The 26,886-nt window shown below is 42.3% G+C and carries 22 protein-coding genes and 1 tRNA gene; 7 read left to right on the top strand and 16 right to left on the bottom strand.

Annotation, left to right across the window (positions count from 1 at the left end; all coding sequences use genetic code 11):
- Positions 1-127: 127 nt before the first annotated feature.
- Positions 128-607, top strand: a complete 480-nt coding sequence (locus GVN16_RS14585; protein WP_166564632.1) for a heme-binding domain-containing protein — start codon at positions 128-130, stop codon at positions 605-607.
- 85 nt (positions 608-692) lie between these two features.
- Here GVN16_RS14585 and GVN16_RS14580 read toward each other — a convergent pair whose 3' ends face one another.
- Both GVN16_RS14580 and crtD read right to left on the bottom strand, forming a co-directional pair.
- Entirely contained in the window at positions 693-1,496 is an 804-nt protein-coding gene (locus GVN16_RS14580; RefSeq protein WP_166564631.1) for a hypothetical protein, read from the bottom strand.
- Positions 1,497-1,738: 242 nt separating this feature from the next.
- Positions 1,739-3,208 carry a 1-hydroxycarotenoid 3,4-desaturase CrtD gene (gene crtD / locus GVN16_RS14575; protein WP_166564630.1) on the bottom strand — a complete coding sequence of 490 codons (1,470 nt, stop codon included), beginning with the start codon at positions 3,206-3,208 and terminating at the stop codon, positions 1,739-1,741.
- 247 nt (positions 3,209-3,455) lie between these two features.
- Here crtD and GVN16_RS14570 point away from each other — a divergent pair, with 247 nt between their 5' ends.
- Positions 3,456-4,619, top strand: coding sequence for a sigma-54 dependent transcriptional regulator (locus GVN16_RS14570; protein WP_166564629.1), 1,164 nt, complete (start codon positions 3,456-3,458; stop codon positions 4,617-4,619).
- A gap of 54 nt (positions 4,620-4,673) precedes the next feature.
- Here GVN16_RS14570 and GVN16_RS14565 read toward each other — a convergent pair whose 3' ends face one another.
- The 7 genes from GVN16_RS14565 to GVN16_RS14535 all read right to left on the bottom strand — a co-directional run bounded on the left by GVN16_RS14565 (position 4,674) and on the right by GVN16_RS14535 (position 14,953).
- Positions 4,674-7,205, bottom strand: coding sequence for a glycosyl hydrolase (locus GVN16_RS14565; RefSeq protein WP_166564628.1), 2,532 nt, complete (start codon positions 7,203-7,205; stop codon positions 4,674-4,676).
- A 95-nt stretch (positions 7,206-7,300) separates the two neighbouring features.
- Positions 7,301-7,792, bottom strand: a complete 492-nt coding sequence (locus GVN16_RS14560) for a peptide deformylase (RefSeq protein ID WP_166564712.1) — start codon at positions 7,790-7,792, stop codon at positions 7,301-7,303.
- 67 nt (positions 7,793-7,859) lie between these two features.
- Complete coding sequence (locus GVN16_RS14555; protein WP_166564627.1) at positions 7,860-9,761, bottom strand: AAA domain-containing protein; 1,902 nt, start codon at positions 9,759-9,761, stop codon at positions 7,860-7,862.
- 132 nt (positions 9,762-9,893) lie between these two features.
- Positions 9,894-10,670, bottom strand: coding sequence for a collagen-like protein (locus GVN16_RS14550; RefSeq protein WP_166564626.1), 777 nt, complete (start codon positions 10,668-10,670; stop codon positions 9,894-9,896).
- Positions 10,671-10,848: 178 nt separating this feature from the next.
- Positions 10,849-11,625 carry a collagen-like protein gene (locus GVN16_RS14545; protein ID WP_166564625.1) on the bottom strand — a complete coding sequence of 259 codons (777 nt, stop codon included), beginning with the start codon at positions 11,623-11,625 and terminating at the stop codon, positions 10,849-10,851.
- Between the two features lie 422 nt (positions 11,626-12,047).
- Positions 12,048-13,448 carry a leucine-rich repeat domain-containing protein gene (locus GVN16_RS14540; RefSeq protein ID WP_166564624.1) on the bottom strand — a complete coding sequence of 467 codons (1,401 nt, stop codon included), beginning with the start codon at positions 13,446-13,448 and terminating at the stop codon, positions 12,048-12,050.
- A gap of 332 nt (positions 13,449-13,780) precedes the next feature.
- Entirely contained in the window at positions 13,781-14,953 is a 1,173-nt protein-coding gene (locus tag GVN16_RS14535) for an AIR synthase-related protein (protein ID WP_166564623.1), read from the bottom strand.
- 128 nt (positions 14,954-15,081) lie between these two features.
- Between GVN16_RS14535 and GVN16_RS14530 the strand changes: the two genes are divergently transcribed.
- A complete protein-coding gene (locus tag GVN16_RS14530) occupies positions 15,082-15,798 on the top strand; it encodes a Bax inhibitor-1/YccA family protein (RefSeq protein ID WP_166564622.1) in 717 nt (238 codons plus the stop codon).
- A gap of 73 nt (positions 15,799-15,871) precedes the next feature.
- Here GVN16_RS14530 and GVN16_RS14525 read toward each other — a convergent pair whose 3' ends face one another.
- From GVN16_RS14525 to GVN16_RS14505, 5 genes are all read right to left on the bottom strand, one after another.
- Positions 15,872-16,141, bottom strand: a complete 270-nt coding sequence (locus tag GVN16_RS14525) for an inner membrane CreD family protein (protein WP_310587433.1) — start codon at positions 16,139-16,141, stop codon at positions 15,872-15,874.
- Between the two features lie 118 nt (positions 16,142-16,259).
- On the bottom strand, positions 16,260-16,550 hold the full coding sequence (locus GVN16_RS14520) for a transcriptional regulator (protein WP_205748867.1): 291 nt from the start codon (positions 16,548-16,550) through the stop codon (positions 16,260-16,262).
- The gene (locus tag GVN16_RS14515) at positions 16,547-17,176 is read right to left on the bottom strand and encodes a hypothetical protein (RefSeq protein ID WP_205748866.1); all 630 of its coding nucleotides are present in this window, start codon (positions 17,174-17,176) and stop codon (positions 16,547-16,549) included. The genes GVN16_RS14520 and GVN16_RS14515 overlap by 4 nt, the downstream gene beginning before the upstream one ends.
- A complete protein-coding gene (locus tag GVN16_RS14510) occupies positions 17,173-17,517 on the bottom strand; it encodes a diacylglycerol kinase family protein (protein WP_229244184.1) in 345 nt (114 codons plus the stop codon). The genes GVN16_RS14515 and GVN16_RS14510 overlap by 4 nt, the downstream gene beginning before the upstream one ends.
- The gene (locus GVN16_RS14505; RefSeq protein WP_166564619.1) at positions 17,507-18,196 is read right to left on the bottom strand and encodes a DUF1361 domain-containing protein; all 690 of its coding nucleotides are present in this window, start codon (positions 18,194-18,196) and stop codon (positions 17,507-17,509) included. Before GVN16_RS14505 ends, GVN16_RS14510 begins: the two co-directional genes overlap by 11 nt.
- A 205-nt stretch (positions 18,197-18,401) precedes the next feature.
- Between GVN16_RS14505 and GVN16_RS14500 the strand changes: the two genes are divergently transcribed.
- A complete protein-coding gene (locus GVN16_RS14500; protein WP_166564618.1) occupies positions 18,402-18,917 on the top strand; it encodes an acyl-CoA thioesterase in 516 nt (171 codons plus the stop codon).
- A 32-nt stretch (positions 18,918-18,949) separates the two neighbouring features.
- Positions 18,950-19,021, top strand: a tRNA-Arg gene (locus GVN16_RS14495).
- A 210-nt stretch (positions 19,022-19,231) separates the two neighbouring features.
- Here the strand turns inward: GVN16_RS14495 and GVN16_RS14490 are convergent.
- Together GVN16_RS14490 and GVN16_RS14485 are read right to left on the bottom strand one after the other, a co-directional pair.
- Positions 19,232-21,304, bottom strand: a complete 2,073-nt coding sequence (locus GVN16_RS14490) for a BatA domain-containing protein (RefSeq protein ID WP_166564617.1) — start codon at positions 21,302-21,304, stop codon at positions 19,232-19,234.
- Positions 21,305-21,350: 46 nt separating this feature from the next.
- Entirely contained in the window at positions 21,351-22,085 is a 735-nt protein-coding gene (locus GVN16_RS14485; RefSeq protein WP_166564616.1) for a glycosyltransferase family 2 protein, read from the bottom strand.
- A 316-nt stretch (positions 22,086-22,401) separates the two neighbouring features.
- Here GVN16_RS14485 and GVN16_RS14480 point away from each other — a divergent pair, with 316 nt between their 5' ends.
- Both GVN16_RS14480 and GVN16_RS14475 read left to right on the top strand, forming a co-directional pair.
- Positions 22,402-25,425 (top strand): TonB-dependent receptor, encoded by a 3,024-nt coding sequence (locus GVN16_RS14480; RefSeq protein ID WP_166564615.1) that lies wholly within the window; start codon positions 22,402-22,404, stop codon positions 25,423-25,425.
- Between the two features lie 24 nt (positions 25,426-25,449).
- Positions 25,450-26,838: a RagB/SusD family nutrient uptake outer membrane protein gene (locus tag GVN16_RS14475; RefSeq protein WP_166564614.1), complete on the top strand. Its 1,389-nt coding sequence runs from the start codon at positions 25,450-25,452 to the stop codon at positions 26,836-26,838.
- Positions 26,839-26,886 lie beyond the last annotated feature (48 nt).

The following is a 26,886-nucleotide window of genomic DNA, read 5'->3' as shown; positions in this document are numbered from 1 at the left end:
TTGTCCATTAAAATGTATTTAAAATTCAATTTTCTTTTTGAACGGGCACCAAATTATTTTATTCCTCTTATTAAACGGATACTCAAATGTTTTTAACATATTCGTATAAAATTAAACCCTTCAAATCATGCTGCGTAAAATTTTATACGGTCTCGGAATTATCCTGATCATTGCTCAATTTTTTAAACCTGAAAAGAATATTTCTTCAGAGTTATCAAAAAACGACATAAGTACCCGTTATGAAGTGCCTGGAAATGTGAAGGTTATTCTTGAAAAAGCTTGTAATGACTGCCATTCGAACAACACGAAGTATCCATGGTATGCAAACATCCAGCCGGTAGCCTGGTGGTTAAACGACCATATCAGGGATGGTAAGAAGCATTTGAATTTTTCTGAGTTCACGGCTTACACCTACAAACGTGCCGATCATAAAATGGAGGAAGTAATAGAGTCGCAGGAAGACCACTGGATGCCGCTTGATTCCTACACATGGCTGCACAAGGATGCGAAATTGACAGAAGAGGAGAGAGGGGAGATTGTCGGCTGGGCAAAAGGCCTTCGTGTTAAAATCATGGCCGACAGCGTCAGTTCGGTTAAGTCTGAATAAAATAAAGAAAATCTCTGATTGCTCAGAGATTTCTTCGACCACTAGGATTATTAGTCTACAGCACAAATGCAATTGAAGACAGCTGTTATTTGCAGGCAAATATATAGCTGTTGGTTTCGGACGAAATCTTATTGTTTCGTTCCATGGTGGTCTCCGATTTGGTTGGGAGACCATCTTTATTATAGAGATAGCTGATGGTGGTTTTCTGGTCTACACGACCTTTTCCATCATAAATCCTGCCTTCCAGCATGTTGTTTTCACCAAAAAAGGAAAAGAAGTTGTTCGCGATTCCGACAAAACCCATGGCGGCATATTTATAGACTTCCGGGCAGAATTGCTTTTTGTCGTCATATTTTTCACCCCAGAAAGCCAGGCTTTCCTGGTCGTTGTCTATGCTGGAGTAAACTTTGGAAACGTTGTCTCCGTTATATTCTATACGTGTTTTTCCGGATACTTTCTTTCCGAAAAGCTCTACACTGGTAGTAATGCTGGCAATGTTGTTTTCTGAATTGTAAAGGAAGTCGTTATGCATAAATTCCACACCCGACAGGGATGTTTTGGTCATAACCACTTTGTTTTTGTCATCGTAAAGAAAAGTGATGATGTACTTTGAAGTGGAGGTGCCGGTCTGGATCTCCATTTTTTCAGGGAGATTTTTGGTATTATATCTGAATAGCAAAGTAGTAGGGATAGAGTCTTTGCTATAAACACGGATAAGCCTGCTGGCTACCCATTCATATTCGCGGATACTTCCTTTGATTCCGCTTACTGATAACAGAGGACATTTCGAATCTGAACCCGCCATCGGATCGTTGTCCTTTTTCCGGCACGAGAAGACGGTCATTACCATAAACAATATGGCAATTGTCTTCACAATATTTCTGTTCATTTCTAATTTTATAAATAATTCACTCAATAACAAATAGTATTATTGCAACAATTGTACCGTTTTAATAAGTTTTAGAGAGGGGATGAAATAAACCTCAGAAATGGAAGAAAGCTATTTATTATATTATATTTTTACTTCAAATATTTATATAACTGGCTTTTATTTTCAAAAAACAGATTTTTTGAAGTCGTATTTTGCTGATTCTCAGAAGTAATTTCTGAGAGCTGCTTTTTGTACAAAAATTATGCCATGAGGTCTGCGGCGATTTTTGCAGAAGACAAAGCCAGGGGAATGCCTCCTCCCGGATGCACACTGCCTCCGACAAAGTAGAGGTTCCGGATATTTTTTGAAAAGTTGGGATGACGGAGAAAAGCCGCGAACTTGTTATTGGAGCTGTTGCCATACAATGCTCCCTGGTCGCTGGATGTTCTGTGTTCTATCATTACCGGATCGAGTATTTCTTCGGATACGATCAGGGGGCTGATGTCGCACCGGAGTATCCTGCTTAATTTGGCTATCACATTTTTCCTGGCCTTTTCTGTTATGGCCTGCCAGTCCTGGCGATCGTTGGCCGGGGCATTCAGCAGGATAAACCAGTTTTCACAACCTTCAGGGGCATCAGTGGGTTGGTGCTTTGAGGTGATGTTGAGATAGATGGTAGGATCATCGTAAATTTCCTTTTTGTTAAACTGGTACTCAAACTCTGTTTTGTAATCGTCAGAGAAGAAGATGTTATGTAGCCCCAGGGTTTTAAATTCTTTTTTAATGCCCCAGTAAAATATCAGCCCCGAGCCGCTTTTCGGCTGGTCAAGTATCCTGTCAGGATGTGGGTGACCGGGTAAAAGTTTTCGATAGGTCGGAGTAACATCCATATTACTGACGATGGCGTCAAATGCCTCTGAAATACCGTTTTCAGTTCTGATCCGGTCGGCTTTCCCGTCTTTAACGATGATTTCAGTAACTTTTTCATTAAAATGAAACCTGACGCCCAGGTCTTTGGCCAGCCTGTAAAGACTTTGGGTAATGTCATGCATTCCGTTTTTGGGAAAGAAAGCCCCGACGTTGTATTCCAGGTGAGGAATAATGCTCATGGTGGCCGGCGTCTGGTAGGGGTCTGAGCCGTTGTAAGTGGCATAGCGGTTAAACATCTGGACCGCCTTTGATGTTTTAAAAGCTTTTTCGTTGGCCTCGTTTAAAGTGCCGAAAATGCCCATTTTTGGCAGGTTCAGGTAGCCCTTGAAGGCTTTGGCTGATAACCAGGTTGAAAATTTGTGTAAAGAATCTTCGAGGAATAAGCCGCTCAGGACTTCATATTTCAAACGGCTTTGAGAAAGGTACCGACTGATATTTTCTGCAGGCTCTCCAAGAGTTTTCTCTGCTTCCCTGGCAAATTCCTGTACGTCGGCAGGAACAATAAGTTCTGTGCCGTCTTCCCAGAAATAACGGCAGATTTCATCCAGTCTGATGTATTCAAAGTAATCCCGTGGGTCTTTACCGGACAATTCAAACAATTCGTCTACGAGGCGGGGCAAAGTAAAAAGAGAAGGGCCGGCATCAAACCGGAATCCTGATTGAGAGAAAGCGGTCAGTTTCCCGCCCGGATATGCGTTGGCTTCATAAACCTCCACGTCATAATTTTTATGACGAAGCCGGATGGCTACGGCAAGTCCGCCGATACCGGCACCAATAACAGCCACTTTTTTATGCTTCATTCGGGTGTTTACAAACGGTCTGATTTGATTGACAAAATTAATACAAATGAGCGACGGCCATTGTTTAATATTTTTTTTATTTCAGGGTATTCAACTTCGTAATACTGTACTAAACCCATCCCTTTGAGTATTTTTTTGATATGGTTTAGGCATGTTTAAAAGTTTTGACTAAATTGCCTCCTTATTGCGTGGCGTACAAAAACAATAAAGCCGTACCTTGAAAATTAACCTTTTATAACACCCCCCGATGGCTAAAATTCTTGTAATTGATGACGAAAAATCTATCCGGGATGCTCTGAGAGACATACTTGAATACGAAGGATATGAAGTAGACGAAGCAAAAGATGGTCAGGAAGGACTTGACATGGTTTTACAAAGTCCATATGATGTTGCTTTATGTGATATTAAGATGCCCAAAATGGATGGGCTCGATGTTTTACTAAGAGCTAAGGAAGAAGGCGTTTACACTCAGTTTGTCATGGTTTCAGCTTTTGGAAATGTTGAAAATGCCGTTGAAGCCACCAAAAGAGGAGCCTTTGATTTTATTACCAAGCCACCGGATCTGAATCGTTTGCTGGTAACAGTAAGAAATGCTATTGAAAAGAGCAACGATATAGAAGTCATAAAGACCCTGAAAAAAAGGGTGTATAAACTGAATGAGATTGTAGGGGAGTCTTCTCTGATCAATAAAGTGAAAGAAACCATTGACCGCGTGGCTCCTACGGAAGCCAGGGTGTTGGTGACCGGTCCTAACGGGTCAGGTAAAGAGATGGTAGCCAAGCAGATACACGAAAAAAGCAACCGTCTGAAAAAGCCTTTGGTGGAGGTCAACTGTGCCGCCATTCCTTCTGAACTGATAGAGAGTGAACTTTTCGGTCACGAAAAAGGAGCTTTTACATCAGCCATCAAACAACGTATAGGTAAATTTGAACAGGCTGACCAGGGTACATTGTTCCTGGATGAAATCGGTGATATGAGCCTTTCGGCACAAGCTAAAGTATTGAGAGCTTTGCAGGAAAGTAAGATTACCCGTGTGGGGGGCGAAAAAGAGATCAAGATCAATGTCAGGATCATTGCTGCTACCAACAAAGACCTGAGGAAGGAAATAGCGGAAGGTAACTTCAGAGAGGATTTATACCACAGGCTGAACGTGATACCGATCTACGTGCCGCCCTTGTCTGAAAGAAAAAATGATATTCCGCTTCTGTGTGATAAATTCCTGCAGGATATCTCTGAAGAATACGGTGATCAGATTAAGACCTTCTCTGACGAAGCGATGGAGCACATGAAGAATTTCCCGTGGACAGGTAATGTCCGTGAACTTCGCAATGTCGTGGAGCGTCTGGTGATCATGTGCGGAGATGTGATCTCGGTCGACGATGTTAAACTTTACGCAGGACTCGGATTATAATCAGAAGACAGCCATGATATGAAAAAGGCAGACCCGCGGGTCTGCCTTTTTGTTTTAGAAACGGAGGATAACCGGCCCGAGTAAACCAGACTCTACCGGGATCCAGCCGGATGCATCAAATGGCTTGTATTGAATATCGACGATGTTGATGTCATAAAATTTCTTCCAGGGTACTCCTTTTTTGTCCAGGTACCTCACTCTGTTGATAGAGAGGTTGGTCACTTCTATTTCCACCAGGTTGTTCTTCTTTAATAATCCCGCCGGAATCTGTACTTTAAAAGGAATGGCCCAGGCAGAGCCGATTTCTTTGCCGTTGATTTTAACGAGGGCGGTCTCTCTCACGTCTCCCAGGTCTATTTCGGCTCTTTTCCCGATCATGGCTTCTTCGACACTGAAATTAAGCGAGTATCTGGCTTTGCCGCTGAAATATCCTGCCAGGGTATCCTGTGAATCCGTCCATGAACCCAGAGTTTTGGTTTCAAAGCTTTTTGGAATAAACGGCTCGCCTTTGATAAAATCTACTTTCCAGTTGCCTGAAAGTGGCAGGTCCTTGGCGGGCGAGAATGTTTTCCAAGCCGGGCCGGTTTGTTTTTTAGAGAAGGTTTCTATAAAAATACTTTCTCCGGGGGCCAGACTGAGGTCGGTTTCCAGACCGGAAGGCAGTTTTTTGAAATCAACCAAGCCGCTTTCCTTTGTCATCGGGTTAAAGAACCGGACAGATGCTGCGGTGGATGCCAGGGTAATTTTGCCGCTTTTAAATCTTGTGTTTTGATTCGTGATAAAATAGATATGCCCCGTTGGGGTCTTCTGCCTGATAAAATTCAGGCCTGATTCTGCTATTTTTTCCTGACGCACGCCTGCGTTTCTGAGGGTTTGATTCAAGCCGGAAAGCGGGCCGGATTTGAATTCCCTGATGATTTTGTCAAACTCAGCCTGGCGTTTTTCCCAGTCATGAAAGCCGTTGACAAATTTGGGAAGCCGATCTGCAAAAATGATTTTTGCTCCTTTCTTCCGGAGTTCCTGAAGCTTTTGTAAGGTGCTTAATGAAATATAATCAATCGGTGGTACCACAATGGTCTGGTAGGTCGTCCCTCCTTCGGTGGCGATTTTGCCGTTTTTGAAGGCAGATGCGGCTATTTGTTTGTCGGATACAAAATCGAAGGAATAGCCATGGTTATTCAGTTCGTCAATGGTTTTTCTGAAAATCTCAGTAAAAACGCCCCCGCTTTTGATATTATGGACGTCAATCAGGTGTATTTTTTCTTTTTTACTGGCCGTATGCCATAAATCATAAATAGGAAAATAGAGCAGGACATCATTGTCAGAAACCGATTTCTGAAGCAGGTCCTGGCAACGCTCAATGTATCCGTTCAAGTGAGGCAGGGCCTCATAAAAGTGACTGTTTTGATTGTAATTTGTAGACGCGTAAAATAACCAGCCGGGGAACGGCTCTGCGGGTGGCGAATAGGTCAGGCCGTGATAGAAAATATGGTTGATGCCTCCTGTCAGCGATTCGTCAATTAAAGGTTTGATTTGCGAAAGAGCAACTTTGAAATGGTTTCCCAGCCAGGTGGAAGTTTCGGAAGAAACCAGTTTTTTGCCGGTAATATGAGCCGGTGAACTGGCCAGTTTGAGCACTGAAGCATCCGGCATTCCAAATCGTGACTCCTGGTAGTCAGGGTCTTGTCTGTAAAGCGGGATGTTGTAGGGCTTTGATCCGAAAAACTCACTTTCAGGGATATCAGACAGGGCATAAAGGTCTAGGATGTTGGCCGGCGAGCCGTGTGATTCGTTCCGGACAGGTTTGTTGAATTTATGACCAAATGCCACATAAGACTTTGTGAAATTCTCATACAAAAGATCTGAGATGGTTTCATGATAGTCAGACCAGATTCTCTTTTCAAGGTCTGTGTCGGCCGTGTTTTTAGCAAGTACATTCAGGTGGGGCATTAAATCGTACCCTCTGAAAGCCTTGAATTTTTCGGGAAACAAGGCGGTCCAGTTGGCCCCGTACACTTCATATGAGTCATTATAAAATGCCCTTACACCATAGTTTTTCTTTGAGAATGCCTCTTCAAAAGGCCTAAAATAGTGATCCAGGGCCGTTTTGTCAAAGTGGTCTACCACAAAACCTTCTCCGCCGGGAGCAGCCCTTTTTACTTTTTGCCTGGTAGGAGCTACCTTAATGTCGTACTGATCGCCGGTTTGGACTATCCTGAAGTTTTTGGCCGCGTCCTGTTCCGTCACGTGAGCCCCGCCAAAGGGCCAGCCTGTGCCGACAGACATGTCGATGCCCAGGCCCAGCTTTTTAGCTTCCTGGGTAGTATAGTCCAGTATTTCGAGCCATTGAGGGCTGAGGTATGAAATGAATTTTTCCTCTTCTCCTTTTACGCCGTAAATGGGAATGATGTGCATGCCCCCGAATCCGGCTTTGGCGTAAGATTTCAGGTTGGTTTGAATATCCTGTTTGTTGACAGCACTCCCCGGCCACCACCAGTAAGCCCAGGGTTTGGCTGTATTTTGTGCCCGAACGTTTCCGGATATTCCGGACAATAGAAAGACAAAGAAGAGGTACTTCCTGAGCATGAGTTTTATAGGATGACGGTTGAATAATAGTAAAAATACTCATCATCAGCTTATAATCAAACTTCAATGTCGGAATGCGGAGGTTTAGTGGATGATTAAGGTGTGGGCCTCCATTTAAAAGAATGTTGATCAATGGCCCGCATGGTACATAAAATACCATCAAGATGGTCGTACTCATGTTGTAAAAGTTCTGATAAATCACCTTCTATTGCCCATTCCTGTGGCGTCCAGTTTTCATCCAGGTAGTGTATGGTCAATGATTTATGACGACTCACTTTCACCAGCAGGTTGGGGAAACTCATACAATCATCCCAAAGCTCAAACATTTCGCCGCTTAAATCTGTCAGTTCAGGGTTAATGAACACCACCGGCTTATCAATGTTCATATAAATCAGACGTTTCATGATGCCGAGTTGTGGAGCAGCGATCGCCCGTCCGAACTGATATTTATCCCTGATTTCCTGCATGACATTGTGGAGGTCAGCCACCCAGTTTTTGACCAGGGGTAATTCAGATTCCAGTACCGGCTCACACACCGAATAAAGCCTCGGGTCGCCCAGAAGAAGTAAATCATCAAGTGTTTTCATCATTTGTTATTGTAGAGGAGTAATTTATATTCCTTTTTTCTTTCTCCATTGTCCTTTCTCCGGAAATCTAATCCATCAACTCCCACGCACTCTGATACGCCTCCAAAGCTTCGGCGTATTCGATAAACCCGGCATAGAACGGAAAAGTAGCCAGGGTGGCACTGTCACCCACAATCACCAGTTTTTTTCTGGCCCTTGTCATCGCCACATTCATTCTTCTTATATCCTGCAAAAAGCCGATCTCTCCCTTGTCATTGCTTCTGGTCATACTTATAAAAACAATGTCTCTTTCCTGACCCTGGAAGCTGTCGATGGTATTGACCGAGATTGAATTTTGATAATTTCTCAGATCGAAGGAAGCGTCGACCAGTTCTCTTAGTATATTGACCTGTTGCTTGTAAGGAGATATGACAGCTACGGTCGGGAAATACTCCCTGGCATAATAATGGTCTAATTCAGTAGTTATTTTTATTAACTGCTTCACCAGAAAAGCCGCTTCTTCAGGATTGGTGCTGCTGGTTCCGTCTAGTTTTTCATCGAAACCGCAACCGGCGGTATCGATAAAATGTAAAGGAGCGTCGTTGTCAAACAGTAAGTGTTTAGCCACAGAAGCATGGGCTTTGAGCCTGTCTTTATAAAACACTTTAGAAGAATACCCCTGGATGGCTTCGTGCATACGGTATTGTTCTTCGAGCAGCGTCACTGCTTCAGGATGTGCAGCTACACATTTTTCGAGCAAAGTGGTACTTAAGCCTTTTTTGGCTGCTTCTTCAGATTTGATAGTAGGCGACAGCTGCAGGTGGTCACCGGCCAGCACTACCTTTTTTGCTTTCAATATGGGAATCCAGCAGGCGGGCTCCAGGGCCTGTCCGGCTTCATCAATGACCACCGTATGATATTGTAATGCCCTGACAGTGTAATGATTTGAGCCGACAAGGGTGGCGGTAACCACATGGGTTTTGGTCAGTATATCGTCAATGATGTATTGTTCCGAATTACCCACTTCTTTCATGATCTTGTGGGCCTCGTCAAACAAGGCTTTGCGTTGGTCACGTTCGGCTTTACCAAAGTTTCGCTTGTATTTGTGGGCCATACTTTTGTATTCCTGGGCCTGCTTTTTCAGCTTTTTGATCTCTTTGGTGTATGGATGGTCCGTCATTTTACTGTCGAGTGTCAGGCTCATCAGTCTTTCTGAAACCCTGGCCGGATTGCCGACGCGGAGTACATTCAGGCCTTCCTCTGCCAGTTTTTCGCTTAACAGATCAACGGCCGTATTGCTGGGAGCTACTACCAGTATCTGCTTATGATCCCTGTTTGCCAGGGCTTTGATGGCCTGAACCAGCGTAGTGGTTTTTCCGGTGCCGGGAGGGCCGTGAACAATAGCCAGTTCATTGGCTGCCAGAATATTATTAACTGCTTTTTGCTGAGAAGGGTTTAACCCGGGGATATTCACCACAGGAACATCTGTATGAAATGACGGTGATTTTTCTCCTGTGAGTATCTCAATCAAACGCCCTTCCGGTGAATCCTTGATGGAGATAGCCAGTTTAAGGGCTTCCTGCATTTCATCATAACTGTTGTCATCAAAAAGCAGATCGACGCCCAGTTTCCCGTCTCTTGACCACTCAGGTAGCTCGTCTGTTCTGAGGGTGATCTTGAGGCGGTTGCCGCCTGTATAGTTAATGATTCCCTCGACACGGTCTGTTTTAGGTTCATGATTGCTGAACAAAACCGCCGGCATACCAAAGCGGAACTGATGCGAAATGTCCTGGTGGGTGGTGCGTTCCACTTCAACAGTAATATAATCCCCCCGGCTCATTTCAGAGCCTCTGATAGCAATCGGATACCAGGTGAGCCCGTTGGCCCTCCGCTCCGAAACCGACGATGATTCTGTTAATTTTCTGTACTGATTTCTGTCTTCCTCCCTCTCAATCCTGAGCAGCTCAAGCAGTTGTTTAAAATAATGCATGTGCAAAGGTACGGGGTATTGGAGTTTTTAAAGAAATAGTTCGGGAAATTGTTGTGTTTAAGGCATGGGACGTAAAATGATCCGGTGTATTTGAAGCCAGAGCAGTATCTGTCCTGCTCTGGCTTCAAAGACTTAGTCTTCCAGGTTAAAAGTAGCTTTCACCAGTTCGTAGTTGGTAAAATCAATGTTTTTCATTCTGGCTCCCACGGCCCCTTTTATTGTAACTATCCGTATTTCAGGTTGATGTTTGGCCACAAGCTCCCTGTAGAAAGATAAGGGTTTATTCAGAAGCTCAGGAGCTGTCGTAGAGTATGAGCTGGCACTCCCATTTACATAATTGGTTTGATAAGGCGAGTTAAAATAAACATTTGGATCCCAGTAGTTTTCCCTGATGTTTCCATTCAGACTTAAGGTCACGCTAGCAAAATCGTTACTATTATCAGTAGTTCTTCCATCTATTTTAAAGTAACTACTAGCTCCCAGGTAAGCACTACCACCACTGATGGTTTTCACCAGGTTATATCCTGCCAGAGAATTGTCATACTCCATCGTATTATACCTGATGTAATATATGATAACCCCGTTGTCAATAATGTCTTTAGTGAACAAGGGCTGCACGGTGCTCTTCAGTTTTAGAGAAACGTAAGTCTGATAAATGCTGCCGTTAGAAGTATAACTGTATATACTTGCTGCTCCGCCGGTAAAGTCGAGCTTCATCCATCCGGTAGATTTAACACTGGATTCGGCGTCTTTTCCATCTTGCCCGGGTGTGCCCGCAGCTCCTTGTGCCCCATCTTTACCGTTAGCTCCCTGAGGCCCGGCAGGACCCACCGGCCCTTCCGGCCCTTCCTTACATGAAAAAATAAGAGTTGATAAAGCAATGAACGAGTAAATAATTGTTTTTTTCATTAACGTTAGTAAAATTAAGAGTTTAAAATATTAGAATAGGTGCTTAATTCTTAAGTTTTGTAATAAGAAAATGGTTAACTGAGTATATAAACTTGGTCTTCGGCCTGTCTTTTAAGGCTGTATCATTAATAATAAAAAGAGAATTAGTTTCGACTTGATTTTGGGCGGAACTGATCTTTTAGTCTTTCAGATTAAAGGCCTGTCTGACCTGCTCATAGTCAGAATAGTCTATATTTTTCATCCTGGCTCCAACCTCACCTTTTATCGTAACCAGGCGAACCTCAGGTTGGTGTTTCGCTATCAGTTCCCTGTAAAAGGATAGGGATTGGTTTACCAACTCAGGAGCTGTACTTGAAAAGGAAACAGGATATCCATTTTCATAAGCAGTATAAACCGGGGTTTCAATTGAAACGCTTGGGTTCCAGTAGTTCTCTCTTATAGATTCTCCCAAATAAAGGAAGATGGATGAGAAATCAGTTTCTTTATCAGTAGTCCGGCCTTCAATCTTAAAATAGTTTCTGGCGGCGGTGGACGGAGTGCCTGTTTGTATATTGGTTACTAAAATATAATTGCCCAGGGAACTGTCATACTCTAACGTGTTATATTTTATATAACTCAAGATCAATCCGTTATCAATAATATCTTTTGTGAATAAGGGTTGGTTGTTACTTTTTAATCTAAGTGAAACATAAGTTCGGATAATTTTTGAGTTATAAGTGGAGTTATTCAAAGTTGCCTGCCCGCCGGTAAAATCCAGCTTGATCCAACCTGTCGAGTTTACGCTGGTTTTTGCATCTTTTCCATCCTGTCCTGGTGTGCCCTGTACTCCCTGTGCCCCGTCTTTGCCATTCGTACCTTGCGGTCCTGCGGGACCCACCGGGCCTTCCGGTCCTTCTTTGCAGGAGAAAATTATGAAAGATGAGGCAAGGAACCCATAAATAATTGTTTTTTTCATAGCCTGGAATTGGAATTTGAAGGGTACTTTGTTTAGTAGTTAAATTAAGATATTGTTAGTTGTTTCCTGTTAGTAATAAGGGTGTTATCCCTTGTCTGGCTAAGTGTTTTATGTGAACACGTTGTTCGTAATACGTATTCAGACCTTTCTTTGGTCCAGACAACTTTGATAATGACCGAAATGAATAGCCAGGCCGATTAGGGTAACAATACGCGGTACATTCTATTTGAGTCTTTAGAGATTCTAAAACTAGTTTTAGGACCAAGACCCAAAAGTCTTTAAGAATCTTAAGAATGAAGAGCGTAAGTAATAAGTCACCCGATTCGTATAATGATTTGCAAGTTAATTACTTTTCATTTTTTTTCAAAGAGGATTCTTGATTTCGAAAACTGTTCTGATAAAAATATCAATAGCAATCAACTTCAGTAACAATAAGTGTAAACCGTTCCAGGGTCTTTAATCCATTCGAAGTTTAATTGGGCTGAAAGAATACTGGTCACACAAATTTCCTTGATAAGGTTTTTTGTAGCATTCATCGAGCCAAGATTGGAATGGTAACCAAGGTCGAGCTTTGTGAGCTTATTTTGGCTGCAGTCCAAAGAAATCAATTCGATATTCTTGTTAAGGTTGAGAGAGGTTAACGAATTTTCTTTGCAGGTGAGTCGCAAAAGGTTGATGCTTTTTGTGACATCAATGCTGTTTAATAAATTGTTGTTGCAGGCAAGTACTTTCAGCTCAGTACAATTCTCAACATTCAGACTACTCATCGAACAGGAATTGCAACTGAAAATTTCGAGACGTTTGTTCTGACTACCATCGAAAGAAGAGATTTTGTTGTAATCCCCAATGAATGCTTGAAGAGCTGGGTTTTTATCTGTTTTTAAAGAGGTGAGCAGATTTTCACTGATGTACAAGCCAGTGATTTTCTCATTTTTACTCAGATCTAGGGCTGTAATTTTATTGACAGAGCAATCCAGGGCAATAAGCTCTGAATTATTGCTGATGTTTAATGCCGAGAGAGAATTACTGAAACAATAAAGTCTTTTAAGTTTTGGACATTTGGAGATATTTAACTGAGATAGCTGATTAGTCATACACATCAGGTCTTCCAAAACTGGTTTTTCTCCTAATTCAAGATTTTTCAGGCCATTGGCAGGACACTGCAGACTTTTAAGCTTGAAATTTTTAGAGACATCTAAGGAGGGAATCCTGTTGTTTTCACAGTTTAGGCTTTCAAGGTTTGCGTTTTTCTTGAGATTAACAGAAGTAAGGAGGTTGTTTGCCAGGCCCAGGTTTCTGAGCTCTTTAAAGGCCTCAATACCTTCGAGCGTTTTTATACTTCTTCCACCCAGGTTCAGGTGAGTAACCCTCTCTGCATCTTTGATCTCAATTCTACCGTTTACCTGGCCATCTTTATCAATGTTTTGAGCAACCAGCGATTGTTCAAAATTATTGTCAGGGATCTCAATGAAACTTTGAACCCGGGTTTTGACAGTAAAAATGGCTTCTGATTTGAGTCCTTTCGGATCAGTTGCGATCACTTTCCCCTGACCAGTGTAATTGAAATCCAGATCGCTAATTACCAGATTAGTTTCGGTCAGGTTAGTCGCAAGTGTATCGTCCAAAAACACAGAATAAGTTACCATTTCTTTTTCCGGGTCTTCCGCACGCGTCCAAATAAGTTCTATAGTTTTTCCGTCTTCTTTTAGTTTAAATTCTACCGTAAATGCTTTTGGTGGTTGATTGGGTGTTAAGGGGTCTTTTTTCTTACAGGAAATGATTGTTAGTAAAACAAATAGCAGCAGAATAGAGCGATACTTCATAACAGAATATTACTTTGCTTTTAGGGTTCTGCCTGCAAATTAGTAAAAATTCATTTATATACTTTATTAAACGCGATTATGCATTGTTAAATTTATTTTCTTTCAAACCACCCGCTTCTTATCGCTTTTGCTGTGAGTTCGGCCATATTTTTGACGCTGCATTTGAGGAACATGTTTGAGTGGCGATGTTTTGCGTCAGATAGATTCAATTACAGGCCCATTTTGTTTTAAAATGAAGCATAGCGATTTAAGATAGATATGCTTTTACACTCCATTGGCGGTTACTGTTGCTGAGGTAATTGTAGTAAAACCGGGACAAATAAAAATGTGGTTTAATACTCAAAAACCCCCGCCTCACTTTTAATCGTCACTTTTTTGCCCTCGTGTGCTTCTACACGGCCTACTATCTGAGCTTCAATGCCGAAGGAGGTGGCAATGTCAATCACCTGTTGGGCATAGGCTTCTTCAAGGTAGACTTCAAGGCGGTGGCCCATGTTGAAAACCTTGTACATTTCCTGCCATGAAGTACCGCTTTGTTCCTGTATCAGACGGAAAAGCGGAGGGATCGGGAATAAATTATCTTTGATGATGTGCAGATCGTCCACAAAATGTAAAACCTTGGTCTGTGCACCACCGCTGCAATGTACCATGCCATGGATCTGTGGCCTGATCTGATCCAGAAGTGTTTTAACTACCGGAGCATAAGTCCTGGTAGGTGAAAGGATCAGTTTGCCGATGGTTACTTCAAGATCATCATTAATTTTGATTTTTTCCGTCAGTAGTTTTTTGCCGGAATAAACCAGTGAATCGTCGATACTCTGGTCATAACTTTCCGGATATTTTGAAGCATATAGATGATCTAAAACATCATGACGGGCTGAGGTGAGGCCGTTGCTGCCCATGCCTCCGTTATATTCTGTTTCGTAAGTGGCTTGTCCGTAAGAACTGAGACCGACAATGACATCTCCGGCCTTGATGCGGTCGTTTGAAATCACCTCTGAGCGTTTCATCCTGGAAATGACCGTTGTGTTGACGGCAATGGTTTTAACCAGGTCACCAACATCAGCAGTTTCTCCACCTGTACTGTAAATCTCCACGCCGTTGTTTCTCAGCATTTCAAGTACTTCCTCGCCACCGTTAATAAGCTCGGAAATAACAGAACCGGGAATCTTGTGTTTGTTGCGGTCAATGGAAGAAGACATCAGGATGGGACCCGTAGAGCCTACACACAGCAGGTCGTCCGTGTTCATGATGATGGAATCCTGAGCAATGCCTTTCCACACTGAAATGTCGCCGGTTTCTTTCCAGTATAAATAAGCCAGCGAGGTTTTGGTACCAGCCCCGTCGGCATGCATGATGTTACAATAATCAGGATCACCGCCAAGGGTATCCGGCGATATCTTACAGAAAGCCTTTGGGAAAAGACCCTTGTCTAACTTTTCTATCGCTTTGTGAACATCTTCCTTGGAGGCCGAAACCCCCCTTTGCATATAACGGTCGGTCATTTATCTGGTATATTGTTTCCGGGTGCAAAGTTATGGATATCTGGATAAATAAAGCCCGGATTTCTTTGTAATTTGTTTCGAATATGCTTTAATTTAAAAAATTATATATTCAAACAATCAAAAACACTATGGCTAATCCCGTATTTTCTCAAAAAACACTGGATCGTTATGATTACACACAGGATGGGAATGATGTAATGACGGTCAATAGTACCATTAATAAAGTAGGTATTCTTTTACTTCTTGTTTTTGCTTCGGCAGGCTTTTCCTGGAACGCCATGGTCAGTGGCTGGACAGCTGCACCGGCTATGATCACTATCGGGTTTATCGGTGCTTTTGTTACCGCTATCATCCTGATTTTCAAGAAAGAGTGGGCTCCTGCCCTGGCACCCACTTATGCCATCGTTGAAGGCATGGCTTTAGGGGCATTGTCGGCTTTGTTTGGTCAGCTGGCTTTTTATGCCGTCGGACTTACTTTCGGTGTGGTGCTTATTATGTGGGTGCTTTATAAAACCGGAATCATAAAAGCAACTGAAAAATTTGCTTTCTGTGTTACTGCAGCAACCGGTGCGGTGGCTTTGCTGTATTTAGTTACCTGGGTTCTGGGCATGTTCCATATCACCGTTCCGTTTATTCATGAGAGCGGATGGGTTGGCATTGGTTTGTCTGGGGTGATTGTGACTATTGCTGCCCTGAATCTTATCCTGGACTTTAATATGATTGAAACAGCCGCAGCACAAAGGGCTCCTAAGTTTATGGAATGGTATGCTTCTTTTGCCTTGCTGCTGACGATTGTTTGGCTGTATCTTGAAATCCTGAGATTGCTGGCCAAGCTGAGAGATTAAAAGCCGGTGGATTTATATAGAAGGAGAGCCTCTTCACGACTGGTCGTGGAGAGGCTTTTTTACTGATAAGTTGTCAGGCGGGTTCAGGCAAATACCATCTGATCTTTCCGGAGAAATACATGATGGCAGCGAGAATGATAAAAAGGCCTGGACTTCCGATAAGGAGGGTGGTGTCCTCGATGGTATGATCATATAAATGAAACCACAATAAGGACATAATGACCCCGATGAGGACGGGGATTTTTTTATCAGAAAACAGGCTACGCGAATGCAAAACAATTAAACTCATGGTCGTCAGGGACGAAATCATATAGGCGGTGTTAAAGGAGGTGAATTCAGAGATCAGGAAAGGTAAGGGCGGTAATCAGTTTTTTTTCACGGGCTGTTACAGGTTGGTGTATGCTATTCATAGTTCTAGTTTAAAAAGTACTTTGTTTTGCAAAGTAAATGGATAAAAAATTTTACTTGGATTTGATTAGTTTTTCCAGAACGTTCAGATGGTCGTCAAAAGCCTTACGGCCATCAGGGGTCACAGAATAAGTAGTGCTGGGCTTACGGCCCACAAACTCTTTTTGCATAGCCACGTAGCCCGCATCTTCGAGTGTACGAAGGTGGGTGGCGAGGTTACCGTCAGTGAGGTCAAGTATTTCTTTCAATCCCGTAAAACTGATGGTATCATTAACCAGCAGTACTGACATAATGCCAAGACGGGCTTTGCTTTCGAATGCTTTATTGAAATTGTCTAAAATCATTTTTCGTATTTAAAATACATCACTGTGCCATATAAAATGTGCAATACACCAAAACCTAATACCCAGAAAATCAGAGAATAACCTGTTAATACCATGGACGATAAACCCAGAACTATTTCAAAAATCCCCAGATAGTACAAATCTCTGACGGTATATTTTGAAGCATTTAACAAAGCTAAACCGTAAAAAATTAATGTAGTGGATGGCACCACCCACAAAACCCCGTGACTGATCAGCCCTATGCAAAAAAGTCCTCCTGTAACCAGCGGGAATAATAAACTCACCGTTACCTTTTTGGAGAGATTATTCCATACTTTTTCGCCTGACTTATTTGCTTTTCTTATCGTGAAATAGATGCCCAAAGTCACAGCAGCTACCAGTGTTATCAATGCAATATTAATGATATAAGTTCTGAATTCATTCGGATTGGTATAAGATTGTGCCTCAAAAATCCCTTTTGGCTCAATATTCCCGGTAAGTTCTACTTTTTTCTTATAAACCAGTATGGCCGCCACAATGGCTACAATACCGGCCGCTACACCGGAAAGTCCGCTGAGTGACAGGAATTTAGAGGACCTCTCCATCATAGATCTGATTTCTTTGAGGTTTTCCAGATGTTCGTTCATTTGTTTAATATTTTTGGAATGAAAATAATCAATGCAATGATGGCGGCTGCAATCGCTAAAAACAGAACCCCGGCCGCTGACATGTCCTTTACTTTTCTGATGATCTCCCGCTTTTCAGGCGATACAAAATCACACAATTTTTCTATTGCTGAATTAAATGCTTCTGCCGACCACACCAGTCCGGTCAGGATAATAATGACAGACCACTCAATATAATTAAGTTTTAAATAAAATCCGGCAATGACGGCCAATATTGTTGCCAGAAAATGAAAATGAGCATTGTTCTCATTTCTGACCAGATCATAAATGCCCCTGAATGCATATTTAAAGCTATGCAACATTTTTAATGGATTCATTATTTCTGGGAATCAGATTATACATGGACAAATATAAGCCAATAAGTACAATTGAAAAAACAAAGGTCATTTGTAAAGCCAGCGGATTGTTCAATTCGCCTAGTGCGGTTCTGAAAAGACGCAGCGGATGGAAGAAGAGATCCCAGCTGTTGAACCTGACAAACCTGCCCAGGTACAGCCCGAAGCCTGACAAGCCTAAAGAGGCCAGCATGAATATCCAGGCCATGAATTTACCGAACATCTTATTCAATACATCATGAGAAACATGCAGGGAATAAAAACCTAAAGCAAGACCGGTAAGTGCCACTACGAAAATGCCGACAGAATCAAACCAGAGCATGTTTTTTTCAAGATGGCTGAGGTGGATGAGGTCGGTGATGATGTAAGGGGCATTCGGGAAAAACAACAGCCAGAAAGCCAGCAGGATGCCGGTCGTGAATAACCTGTACCGCGTGTTAGTGTTTTTGTATTTCTGCAGTTGTCGTCTTGACCACAAGGCGAACAGCAATGGAATCCAGGCAAGGAGGAAGTTCCAGACCAGGAAAATCCCGGCTATCTGGTGGGTGAGGGCCATCCTGAAAACCATAAGGAAGCCACAAAGTAAAGTCAGAATAAACAAGCTGCTGGTGGGTTTGCTGGTGCCGGAGAGGAATCCTGATCTCATAAAGTCTAAAGTGATTTATTGTTAAAAAGTACTTTGAATTACAAAGTTATGCTTTGAATTGATTATTCCAAACTGTTTTTGAAAAAAAATGAATGATTGACACAAATTTATCTCCTGAATGCCACGGTATGACCAGAAAAGAGGTGGCTGATAAAGGGAAAATGGAATTGAATTGGTAGTTTTGCGGCGAAGAATAAATGTTTATATGCCAAAATCTAAAAAAGTAAACGAGTCCATCACCATCATGACCGAAATGGTCATGCCCAATGATACCAACACCTTAGGAAACCTGATGGGAGGAAATCTTATGAGAATGATGGACGTTGTAGGAGCCATATGTGCTCAGAAACATTCCAACCGTATTGTCGTGACAGCCTCTGTCGATAATGTTTCTTTTGTCAATCCCATTCCTCTCGGCAATGTGGTTACACTTGAAGCCAAGATCACCCGTTCATTTACTTCTTCGATGGAAGTTGTGGTAACCGTTTTTTCAGAAAATATTCCGGCCGGCATCAGGATGAATACCAACCAGGCCTTTTTGACTTTCGTGGCCGTAGACCAGAGCGGCAGACCGATAGAGGTACCTGTATCTGTTCCGGAAACTCCGGAGGAAGTTAATTTTTATGAAGGGGCTTTAAGAAGAAGGCAGCTCAGGCTCGTATTGGCAGGCAGAATGAAACCCGAAGAAGCTACAGAATTGAAAGCGATATTCGGAATGTAAAAAAAATACCCTATTTTTGCACTCGCATTTCAGGCCTCGTAGTTTAATGGATAGAACGAAGGTTTCCGGTACCTTTGGTAGGGGTTCGATTCCCTTCGAGGCCGCAAGGTCGCTTTATGTAAGGTAAAGCGACCTTTTTTGCTTTAAAAAGGCTCCTTATTTATTCTATGATATACTTTTCAGGTAATCATAGGTCTAGAGAATTTCTTCGACAGGCGTTAATATCCGCTCTTAAGTGAACACATTTTCAGGAGATGTTCATTTTAAAAAGAAATTTGAACATATGATTTTCAGCGTTTGACGGCAGGCAAAAATTACCCTTTAAAAAAACGGATCAACAGGATCTCTGTAAGCAGAAACGCCAGTGCGGCAATCAGGAAGTACTTCCAAAGGGATTTTCCGGCTGTGTTTTCTCTGAAAGTATCAATAAAATCACCATCCAGCAGGTTATCATAAACCGTCACGTTCTTCTGTCCGGCGAAGATATTTTTTAGCTCTTCAGGAGAATAAGTGTCCATTTTAGATTCTTCGTTATCATGATTCAGGGCGATGATTTTTTCAGTTTTTCCATTGATCTGTAAGTCGAAATAACCGGACTTCAGCACCTGGTTGTCGCTCAGTTCGGCCGAGTTGGGAAGTTCAAGGTACAATACCTTACCGTTTAGTCTTTGGATAGGAATGATCTCAAAATCACCGCTTTTAAGTTTGTAGTTAGCGTTTTTCGGAGCATTGGGCATGAAGAAACTGATGTCTTTTTCACTGAAATTGTAGGCTATGCGTTCAGACTTGCTGCTCATGGCTGCAATTTTAAACATGGTCGGTACGAAAAAAGCATGTTCTGCAAAATTGCCATAGGTCCCTGTCAGTGGTGAGGCCATCAGGTAAACATAACCGTTGCCTATAGAAGTCTGGCTCAGGAAAGGCTGTCCGTTTTTAAAATTCAATAATTTTTGTCCTATGCCCGACCAGCTGACCTCCGGAAATGCCTTGGGCAGGTTAATGACCCCATTGGAATTGCTTCTTTCAAACACGTCTGAATAAAAAGGAGAAGACTTGTCCGGTTCGGCGATATCAACAAAACCCTGTGGCGTGACTACATTTTTATTGAAAGTGAAATTCTGAATGCCATATTGACTCAGAAAAACATTCAGATTCGCGACATCGGGCGTTTCTGAAGGGCTGATGAATACGCTGCCGCCTTCAGCAATGAACTTCTCTATACCGGCTTTGATACTTCCTTCCAGCGAGTTGATTCCTTCGAGCAGGATCAGGTCTGCATTTTGAAACTGACCCGGGTCCACGTTGGTGATGCTGAATGTCTTGTAATTGAACAAGCTGTCGTTATGATACATTTTGCCAATGTAGTCAGCAGGGCTTTTTTGCTGAAACAGATGCAGGATGTTTAACGAAGGTGAGGCGTTCAGTACAAAATAGTATTCATTATCAAACACAATGGGCTGATCGTCAAAAGTGATTTTGCCTTTGCGGTATCCTTTGTCTCTGACGGTGAAATTGAATGAGGCCGTGGCAGAGCTGTTGGCAGGTATATTGACAGAAGAGGTCGAAGACTGGGTGTCGTCTATGAAAAGTTTGAGGGGCAGTTTTTCAACGGCCTTATCTCCTGAATTGAAAACTTTGACCTGCAGGATGTTATTCTGCATTTCCCGGATCATCGGGGAGGCCAGCCAGACGGAATCAACAAAGACATTCTTGGAGGCATTGCCCTGTACGGGCACTACGAAAATTCTGTTAAGAGAATCAAACTGGATATTTTTAAGATCACCACCTGTGCTTTTCTGAAAGTCAGAAAACCAGAAAAAGTTATTTCCCTCATTATGACTGTGTTTCTGAGCCAGGCTCTTTTGCCTTTTGTAAATCTGCTCGTAAGAACGCGGCGTAGTGGCAAAGTCGAGGGTAGTGAGACGGTCTTTTATTTTGGAGGCATTGACCGTAAACTGTTCATCCCCCGTGAAATCATTGGTAATGAGCTGTATGTTGGAGGAGGTTTTAAAAACTGAAAGCAGTTCATCTATTTTAATGACGGCCAGGTCCAGGAATCTTTTGTTTTGTGTGGTGTTTTGCATGCTGAGAGAGTTGTCCAGGTACATGCTGTTAATGCCTTTGTTCTGAGCGGCATTGATAGACGGATTATGGATAAACGGCTGGGCAAAAGCAAGGACAAGACAGGTAATAAACAACATCCTTGCGGCGAGAATCAGCAGATGTTTTAATTTCCTGAATGAAGAAGTCTGGGTTTCAACAGTTTTCAGAAATGATACGTTGGAGAAAAATATCTTCCTGGTTTTCCGGAAATTGAATAAGTGAACAATAAGAGGGATACTCACCGCCAGAAGCCCCCACAAAATTCCGGGAAATAGAAACTGCATATTTAAATTCTTTAATCGATCAACGTAATTTGTACCAAAAGAACATTTACTTTTTCATATAATCACCTCTGGAGAAGGATTTTTCGATAAAACAGTACAACAGGATAAAGAAATAACGACTGCCCATTTCCTTTATTTTCAGTTTGGATTCGCCGTATTTCCGGTTGGTCCAGCTATTCGGCACCACTTTGTAGGAATATCCTCTTACGATGGCCTTCAAAGGGAGCTCTATGGTCAGATTAAAATGAGGGGACATGAAAGGTTTGATGCCTTCTATGGTCTCTCTTTTGTAAAGTTTAAAGGCATTGGTTGTATCATTATATTTGATCCCCATCATGACCTTAACAATAAAATTAGCCACCCTGTTGATGATCTTTTTATGAACCGGGTAATCAATAACCTTGCCGCCTTTTATCCACCGGCTGCCAAATACCGCATCCGCATTGGTTTCTACCATGGTCTGATAATATCGGACAAGATCTTCCGGGTCGTCAGAAAGGTCGGCCATAAAAACAGCCACACAGTCACCAGAAAATCTTTCCAGTCCATATCTTACCGCATATCCGAAGCCGTTAGGCCCGGTATTGGTCTCGAAGTTCAGTGTAGGTACTTCATTTTTTAATCCAGTTAATACAGCCAGTGTATTGTCTTTTGAGTTATCGTTGGTGACCCAAATCTCGTGATCAATTTTATACTTGGTTAAAGTCTGATACAGTGATTTGATCGTTTCCGGAATTGATTCCTCTTCATTATATGCAGGAATGACTACGCTTAATTTCATATTGCAAATTTCCAAATATAAATTGGTGTTGCCAAAAGTATTTTATTAGTTTTCAGGATCATGAAAACCAGTGAGTAAATTGTATTTATCCAGAAATTTAATTTATGAAAAATTAACATTTCCATTACAACCAAAATCAAATAACTTTTTTATTTAACGGCAATTTTATTTGCTATAATTATACTTTTTATATAAAAAATATGATTATAAATGTATTTTAATCTAATTTTAATTTACTGCTTTTGTGATCTGTTATCAAACCTGTTAAATTGGTAAAGAAAATGAATTGTCAATAAACTAAAAAAAAACTTCTATTATGATGAAAGCTAGACTACTTTTAGTAGCGATTAGCTTTTTATTGTGTCTGGATTCCTGGGCCCAAGTAAAAAGCATCACCGGTAAAGTAACGTCCTCGGTTGACGGGTCTCCTCTTCCCGGTGTCAGTGTGTCTGTTAAGGGTACCTCGAGGGGTACAACAACTGATGTGAATGGTTCTTATAAATTTGATGGAGTAGAATCAAAAAACACATTGGTTTTTAGTTTCATAGGTTTTGTGACCAAGGAACTTGCTGTGGGAAGCCAGACTGTGATCAATCTTCAGTTAGACGAGAGTGCCCAGGAGTTGGCGGAAGCAATCGTTATTGGTTATGGAACCACTTCTCCGATTAAAAAAACAGGTTCTATTTCAACAGTAAAGGGTGAAGAAATTGAAAATACCCCTTTTACGTCTGTTGATAAAGCTCTTCAGGGTAGAATTGCAGGTTTGCAGTCTACCGGTGGTTCAGGACAACCTGGTTCGGTTCAGAATATCAGGATCCGTGGTATCGGCTCAATGACAGCCGGTTCAGATCCTTTGTATGTAGTGGATGGTGTGCCGATCAACTCCGGTGACCTGACCAGGAACACTACTACGGCCAATGCTCTGGCGGGTTTAAACCCAAATGACATCGAAAGCATCTCTGTGTTGAAAGATGCGGCTTCTTCTTCTATATATGGTTCACGTGCTGCCAACGGGGTTATCCTGATCACGACCAAAAAAGGTAAATCAGGCAAGACTCAGTTCCGTTTTGACACGGAAGTGGGTGCTTCAAGCGTAGGTTACCTGAGTGATGCCAACAGGCCTTTGAATACGGCTGAATGGAGAGAACTGACTGCAGAAGGTTTAGTGAACTCAAAGCAGGCGGCTGATTTGACTGCAGCTCTGGCCCTTGTTGACCAGAACTTCAGAACCAACACAGGTGTGGATACAGACTGGCTGAAAGAAGTGACCAGAACCGGTAGCCAGCAACAATACAACCTGTCAGCAAGTGGTGGAAATGAAAAAACGCAATTCTATCTTTCAGGCGGCTATTTCAAACAGCAAGGCACGGTGCTTGAGTCACAGTTTGATCGTTATACAGGTAATGTTAACCTTTCAAACAAGGCTACTGATAAACTGACCTTCAAGACCAACCTGATGATTTCTGCAACCGGACAGAAAGGCCCTGGTACAGGTGGTCTTTTTGCTAACCCTGTATTGGCTACTTATTTCCTTTTGCCTTCCTATGCGGTTAAAAATGCAGACGGTACACCAAACATTACGGGACCTGATTTCCCTGCCGGTGGACTTTATAATCCTGTGGCAATTGCCAAAATGGATAAAAGAAAAACCACTGGTTTGAAAGGTCTGGCTACTGTAGCTGCTGAATATCAGTTGCTGAAAGATCTGAAACTTTCGACTAAAGTAGGTATTGACTACAATAACTATGAAGAAGATGTTTATAATAACCCGTTCTATGGCGATGGAAGAAATGACGCCGGACGTTCTTCAAGATTATACACCCGTTATTTCAACTGGGTGTGGACTAACCTTGCTGAGTATGTATGGGATGTTAAAGATGATGATGATTACGTGTTAAACGTAACAGCCGGTTATGAAGCTCAGAAATCTATGCAGTTTTTCCAAAACTCTGTAGCTTACGGTCTTCCGGGTAACCTGAACATCACAGTGCCTTCTGCCGGTTCTGTTTATAACTCAGCCATCGGTTCTAACAGTGATTATACTTTCGCATCAGCCCTGGCTATTGCCAATTTCTCTGTTAAAAACAAATACATTGCTTCTGGTAGTTTCCGTAGAGACGGTTCTTCAAGATTCGGTATCAATAACAGATTCGGTAATTTCTGGTCTGTGGGTGGTGCATGGAACATTGACAAAGAAGAGTTCCTGAAAGAACTGACCTGGTTAAATGCCTTGAAACTACGTGCATCATACGGTGTTAACGGTAACGCGGCGATCGGTAACTATGACTGGCAGCCTACGTATGCTTATGGTGCTGCTTATAACTACCTTGGTTCTACCGGTAGTGGTCCTGATGCTGTAGGTAACATTAACCTGACATGGGAAACCAACAAACCTTTTGATATCGGAGTGGATGCTTCATTGTTCAATAAGCGTTTGAACGTAACCCTTGAGTGGTATAAGAGATTAACGACCAACTTGTTGTTAAATGAGCCTCTTTCAAGAACCTCAGGTTTTACATCTTTCAAAAACAACGTAGGTTCATTGGAAAACAAAGGTGTTGAGGTTACATTGACAGGTACCCCGCTTGAAATCGGTGACTTTACATGGGAAGCCAGCTTCAATATATCGCTGAACAAAAACAAAATTCTTTCATTAGTTAATGATGCAGACCAGGTTGATGGTGCGTTCATCAGAAGAGTCGGAAAAGACTATCAGTCATTCTGGGTGAGAGAGTGGGCTGGTGTGAACCCTCAGACCGGTGCCCCTCAATGGTACGTGGAAGGTTCAAACGGTGAAATTACCGAGACCTACAACTCTGCCAAGCAGGTGATTCACGGTTCTGCCACCCCTAAAGCGTTTGGTAGCTTTGGATCGACTTTCTCTTTCAAAGGTTTGAGTCTTGATTTCTTGTTCTACTATAACTTCGGTAACATGGTTCGTGATGCATGGGCCAACTATACTCAGAGTGACGGGTATAACTCTACATTCAACAGAGTGGCAAGTCAGCTGGCAAGATGGCAGAAACCTGGCGATATCACCAATGTTCCCAAGTATGTTTATGGTGGTGCTTCTGCTTCCAACTCTTTTTCGTCGAGGTACCTTTATGAAGGCGACTTCATCCGTTTGAGAGATATCAGCCTTGGGTATACCATTCCATCTAAATGGGTTTCGAAAGCTAAATTATCTAACGTGAAATTGTATGTAAGAGGTAGTAACATCTGGACATGGGTGAAAGATAAAAATCTTCCTTATGACCCTGAAACTGCTATCAACAGTTCAACTAACTTAGATATTTACATTCCTAAAACCGTTACTGGTGGTTTACAAATAGGGTTTTAATTCATCATCTCCAAAAGAAAAATCATGAAAAGATTAAATAATAAATTAATATTAACCGGAATTCTCGTTGCAAGTTTCTTTTCTTCATGTAAAGATTCTTTCCTTGAATTGCAACCTTACACGCAGGTGTCCAATGAGGCGGCTGTAGCTACTGAAGCCGACCTTCTGGTAGCTTTGAGAGGTACTTACGCTCAGTTGAGAAGTGCCAACCTTTTCGGACGCACCATTCCTGTAATCGGTGACTTAGGTGCTGACAACGTATTTATTTCTTCCAGAAACTCAGGAAGGTACTTTGCCTTTGATCAGTATGTGATCACTACGGCAAGTGCTGACTATGAAGGTTTCTGGAACAATGCCTACACCGCGATTCTGAGAGCTAATAACATTATTAACTCTACTTTGCCTGAAAACGCCAACGTTAATCAGCTTAAAGGTGAAGCGTATGCCGTAAGGGCCTTGCTTTACTTTAACCTGGTCCGCAGTTTTGCGAAGTCTGAAGGTGAAGGTGTTCCGTTGGTTTTGAAATATGATCCTACCCTGAAGCCTGCCCGTAATACGGTGGCTGAAGTGTACACCCAGATTCTTGCCGATCTGGATAAGGCTTACACGCTTCAGACGGTTTATAACGGTTCTGCGAGATTCTCTAAATACGCTGCCCGTGCTTTGGCGGCGAAAGTAAATTTCTACAAAGGAGATTATGCTGCGGCACTTACTTTTTCGAAAGACGTGATCGATAACAGCGGGTTTACTTTGCTGACGTCTGACAAAGTGTTGGCTTACTGGGCTTCACCGGCTTCAAACGCCGCTACGGTGAAAACCGAAACCTTATTTGAAGTTTCAGCTGATGCTACCTTGAACGCAGGTACTGATGAATTAGGATACATCTACAACCAGGCCGGATATGGCGACCTGTTGGTGAATGAAGAATTGTACAAATTGTATACTGCTACAGACGTGAGAAAAGGACTTGTGGTGGTAGGAGCAAGAGCTCAGGCTGAAAACCCTGCTCTAATTGTGAACAAATATCAGAACGTAGCCGGTGACAGGGACGACAAGAAAGTACTTCGTATTTCTGAAGTGTACCTGATTGCTGCTGAATCTGCTGCCCGTTCTAACAACGAAGCAGATGCTCTTAAATATCTGAATGCTTTGACAGCTCAGAGAGACAAAGCCCAGGTGAATGCTTCTACAGGTGCCCAGTTGATCGAAGACATCATTCTTGAACGCAGAAAAGAACTTGCTTTTGAAGGTGACAGATACTTTGATCTTACCCGTCTTAAAAGAGATATCGTAAGGGTGGGAGGTAATTATAAACTAAGAAATGTTCCTTACAGCAATAATTTCAGAATCGGGCCAATACCTCAGACTGAAAGAAATGCGAATCCAAACATTTCTCAGAACCCTGGCTATTAATCATCCGGTTTAAAGAAAAGCCCGGGCTGAATTTTTCAGACCGGGCTT

Source organism: Emticicia sp. CRIBPO (genome assembly GCF_009905725.1).
Taxonomy (GTDB): domain Bacteria; phylum Bacteroidota; class Bacteroidia; order Cytophagales; family Spirosomataceae; genus Leadbetterella.
This window is presented reverse-complemented; position numbering and strand designations above follow the sequence as displayed.

Bases quoted from the DNA above. Each gene is read 5' to 3' on its own strand.
- GVN16_RS14490 (WP_166564617.1), bottom strand. From the start codon at position 21,304: ATGCAGTTTCTATTTCCCGGAATTTTGTGGGGGCTTCTGGCGGTGAGT.
- GVN16_RS14480 (WP_166564615.1), top strand. From the start codon at position 22,402: ATGATGAAAGCTAGACTACTTTTAGTAGCGATTAGCTTTTTATTGTGT.
- GVN16_RS14505 (WP_166564619.1), bottom strand. From the start codon at position 18,196: ATGAGATCAGGATTCCTCTCCGGCACCAGCAAACCCACCAGCAGCTTG.
- GVN16_RS14485 (WP_166564616.1), bottom strand. From the start codon at position 22,085: ATGAAATTAAGCGTAGTCATTCCTGCATATAATGAAGAGGAATCAATT.
- GVN16_RS14535 (WP_166564623.1), bottom strand. From the start codon at position 14,953: ATGACCGACCGTTATATGCAAAGGGGGGTTTCGGCCTCCAAGGAAGAT.
- GVN16_RS14500 (WP_166564618.1), top strand. From the start codon at position 18,402: ATGCCAAAATCTAAAAAAGTAAACGAGTCCATCACCATCATGACCGAA.
- GVN16_RS14555 (WP_166564627.1), bottom strand. From the start codon at position 9,761: ATGCATTATTTTAAACAACTGCTTGAGCTGCTCAGGATTGAGAGGGAG.
- GVN16_RS14520 (WP_205748867.1), bottom strand. From the start codon at position 16,550: ATGATTTTAGACAATTTCAATAAAGCATTCGAAAGCAAAGCCCGTCTT.
- GVN16_RS14580 (WP_166564631.1), bottom strand. From the start codon at position 1,496: ATGAACAGAAATATTGTGAAGACAATTGCCATATTGTTTATGGTAATG.
- GVN16_RS14515 (WP_205748866.1), bottom strand. From the start codon at position 17,176: ATGAACGAACATCTGGAAAACCTCAAAGAAATCAGATCTATGATGGAG.
- GVN16_RS14510 (WP_229244184.1), bottom strand. From the start codon at position 17,517: ATGTTGCATAGCTTTAAATATGCATTCAGGGGCATTTATGATCTGGTC.
- GVN16_RS14545 (WP_166564625.1), bottom strand. From the start codon at position 11,625: ATGAAAAAAACAATTATTTATGGGTTCCTTGCCTCATCTTTCATAATT.
- GVN16_RS14565 (WP_166564628.1), bottom strand. From the start codon at position 7,205: ATGCTCAGGAAGTACCTCTTCTTTGTCTTTCTATTGTCCGGAATATCC.
- GVN16_RS14585 (WP_166564632.1), top strand. From the start codon at position 128: ATGCTGCGTAAAATTTTATACGGTCTCGGAATTATCCTGATCATTGCT.
- GVN16_RS14560 (WP_166564712.1), bottom strand. From the start codon at position 7,792: ATGAAAACACTTGATGATTTACTTCTTCTGGGCGACCCGAGGCTTTAT.
- GVN16_RS14570 (WP_166564629.1), top strand. From the start codon at position 3,456: ATGGCTAAAATTCTTGTAATTGATGACGAAAAATCTATCCGGGATGCT.
- GVN16_RS14540 (WP_166564624.1), bottom strand. From the start codon at position 13,448: ATGAAGTATCGCTCTATTCTGCTGCTATTTGTTTTACTAACAATCATT.
- crtD (WP_166564630.1), bottom strand. From the start codon at position 3,208: ATGAAGCATAAAAAAGTGGCTGTTATTGGTGCCGGTATCGGCGGACTT.
- GVN16_RS14530 (WP_166564622.1), top strand. From the start codon at position 15,082: ATGGCTAATCCCGTATTTTCTCAAAAAACACTGGATCGTTATGATTAC.
- GVN16_RS14475 (WP_166564614.1), top strand. From the start codon at position 25,450: ATGAAAAGATTAAATAATAAATTAATATTAACCGGAATTCTCGTTGCA.
- GVN16_RS14550 (WP_166564626.1), bottom strand. From the start codon at position 10,670: ATGAAAAAAACAATTATTTACTCGTTCATTGCTTTATCAACTCTTATT.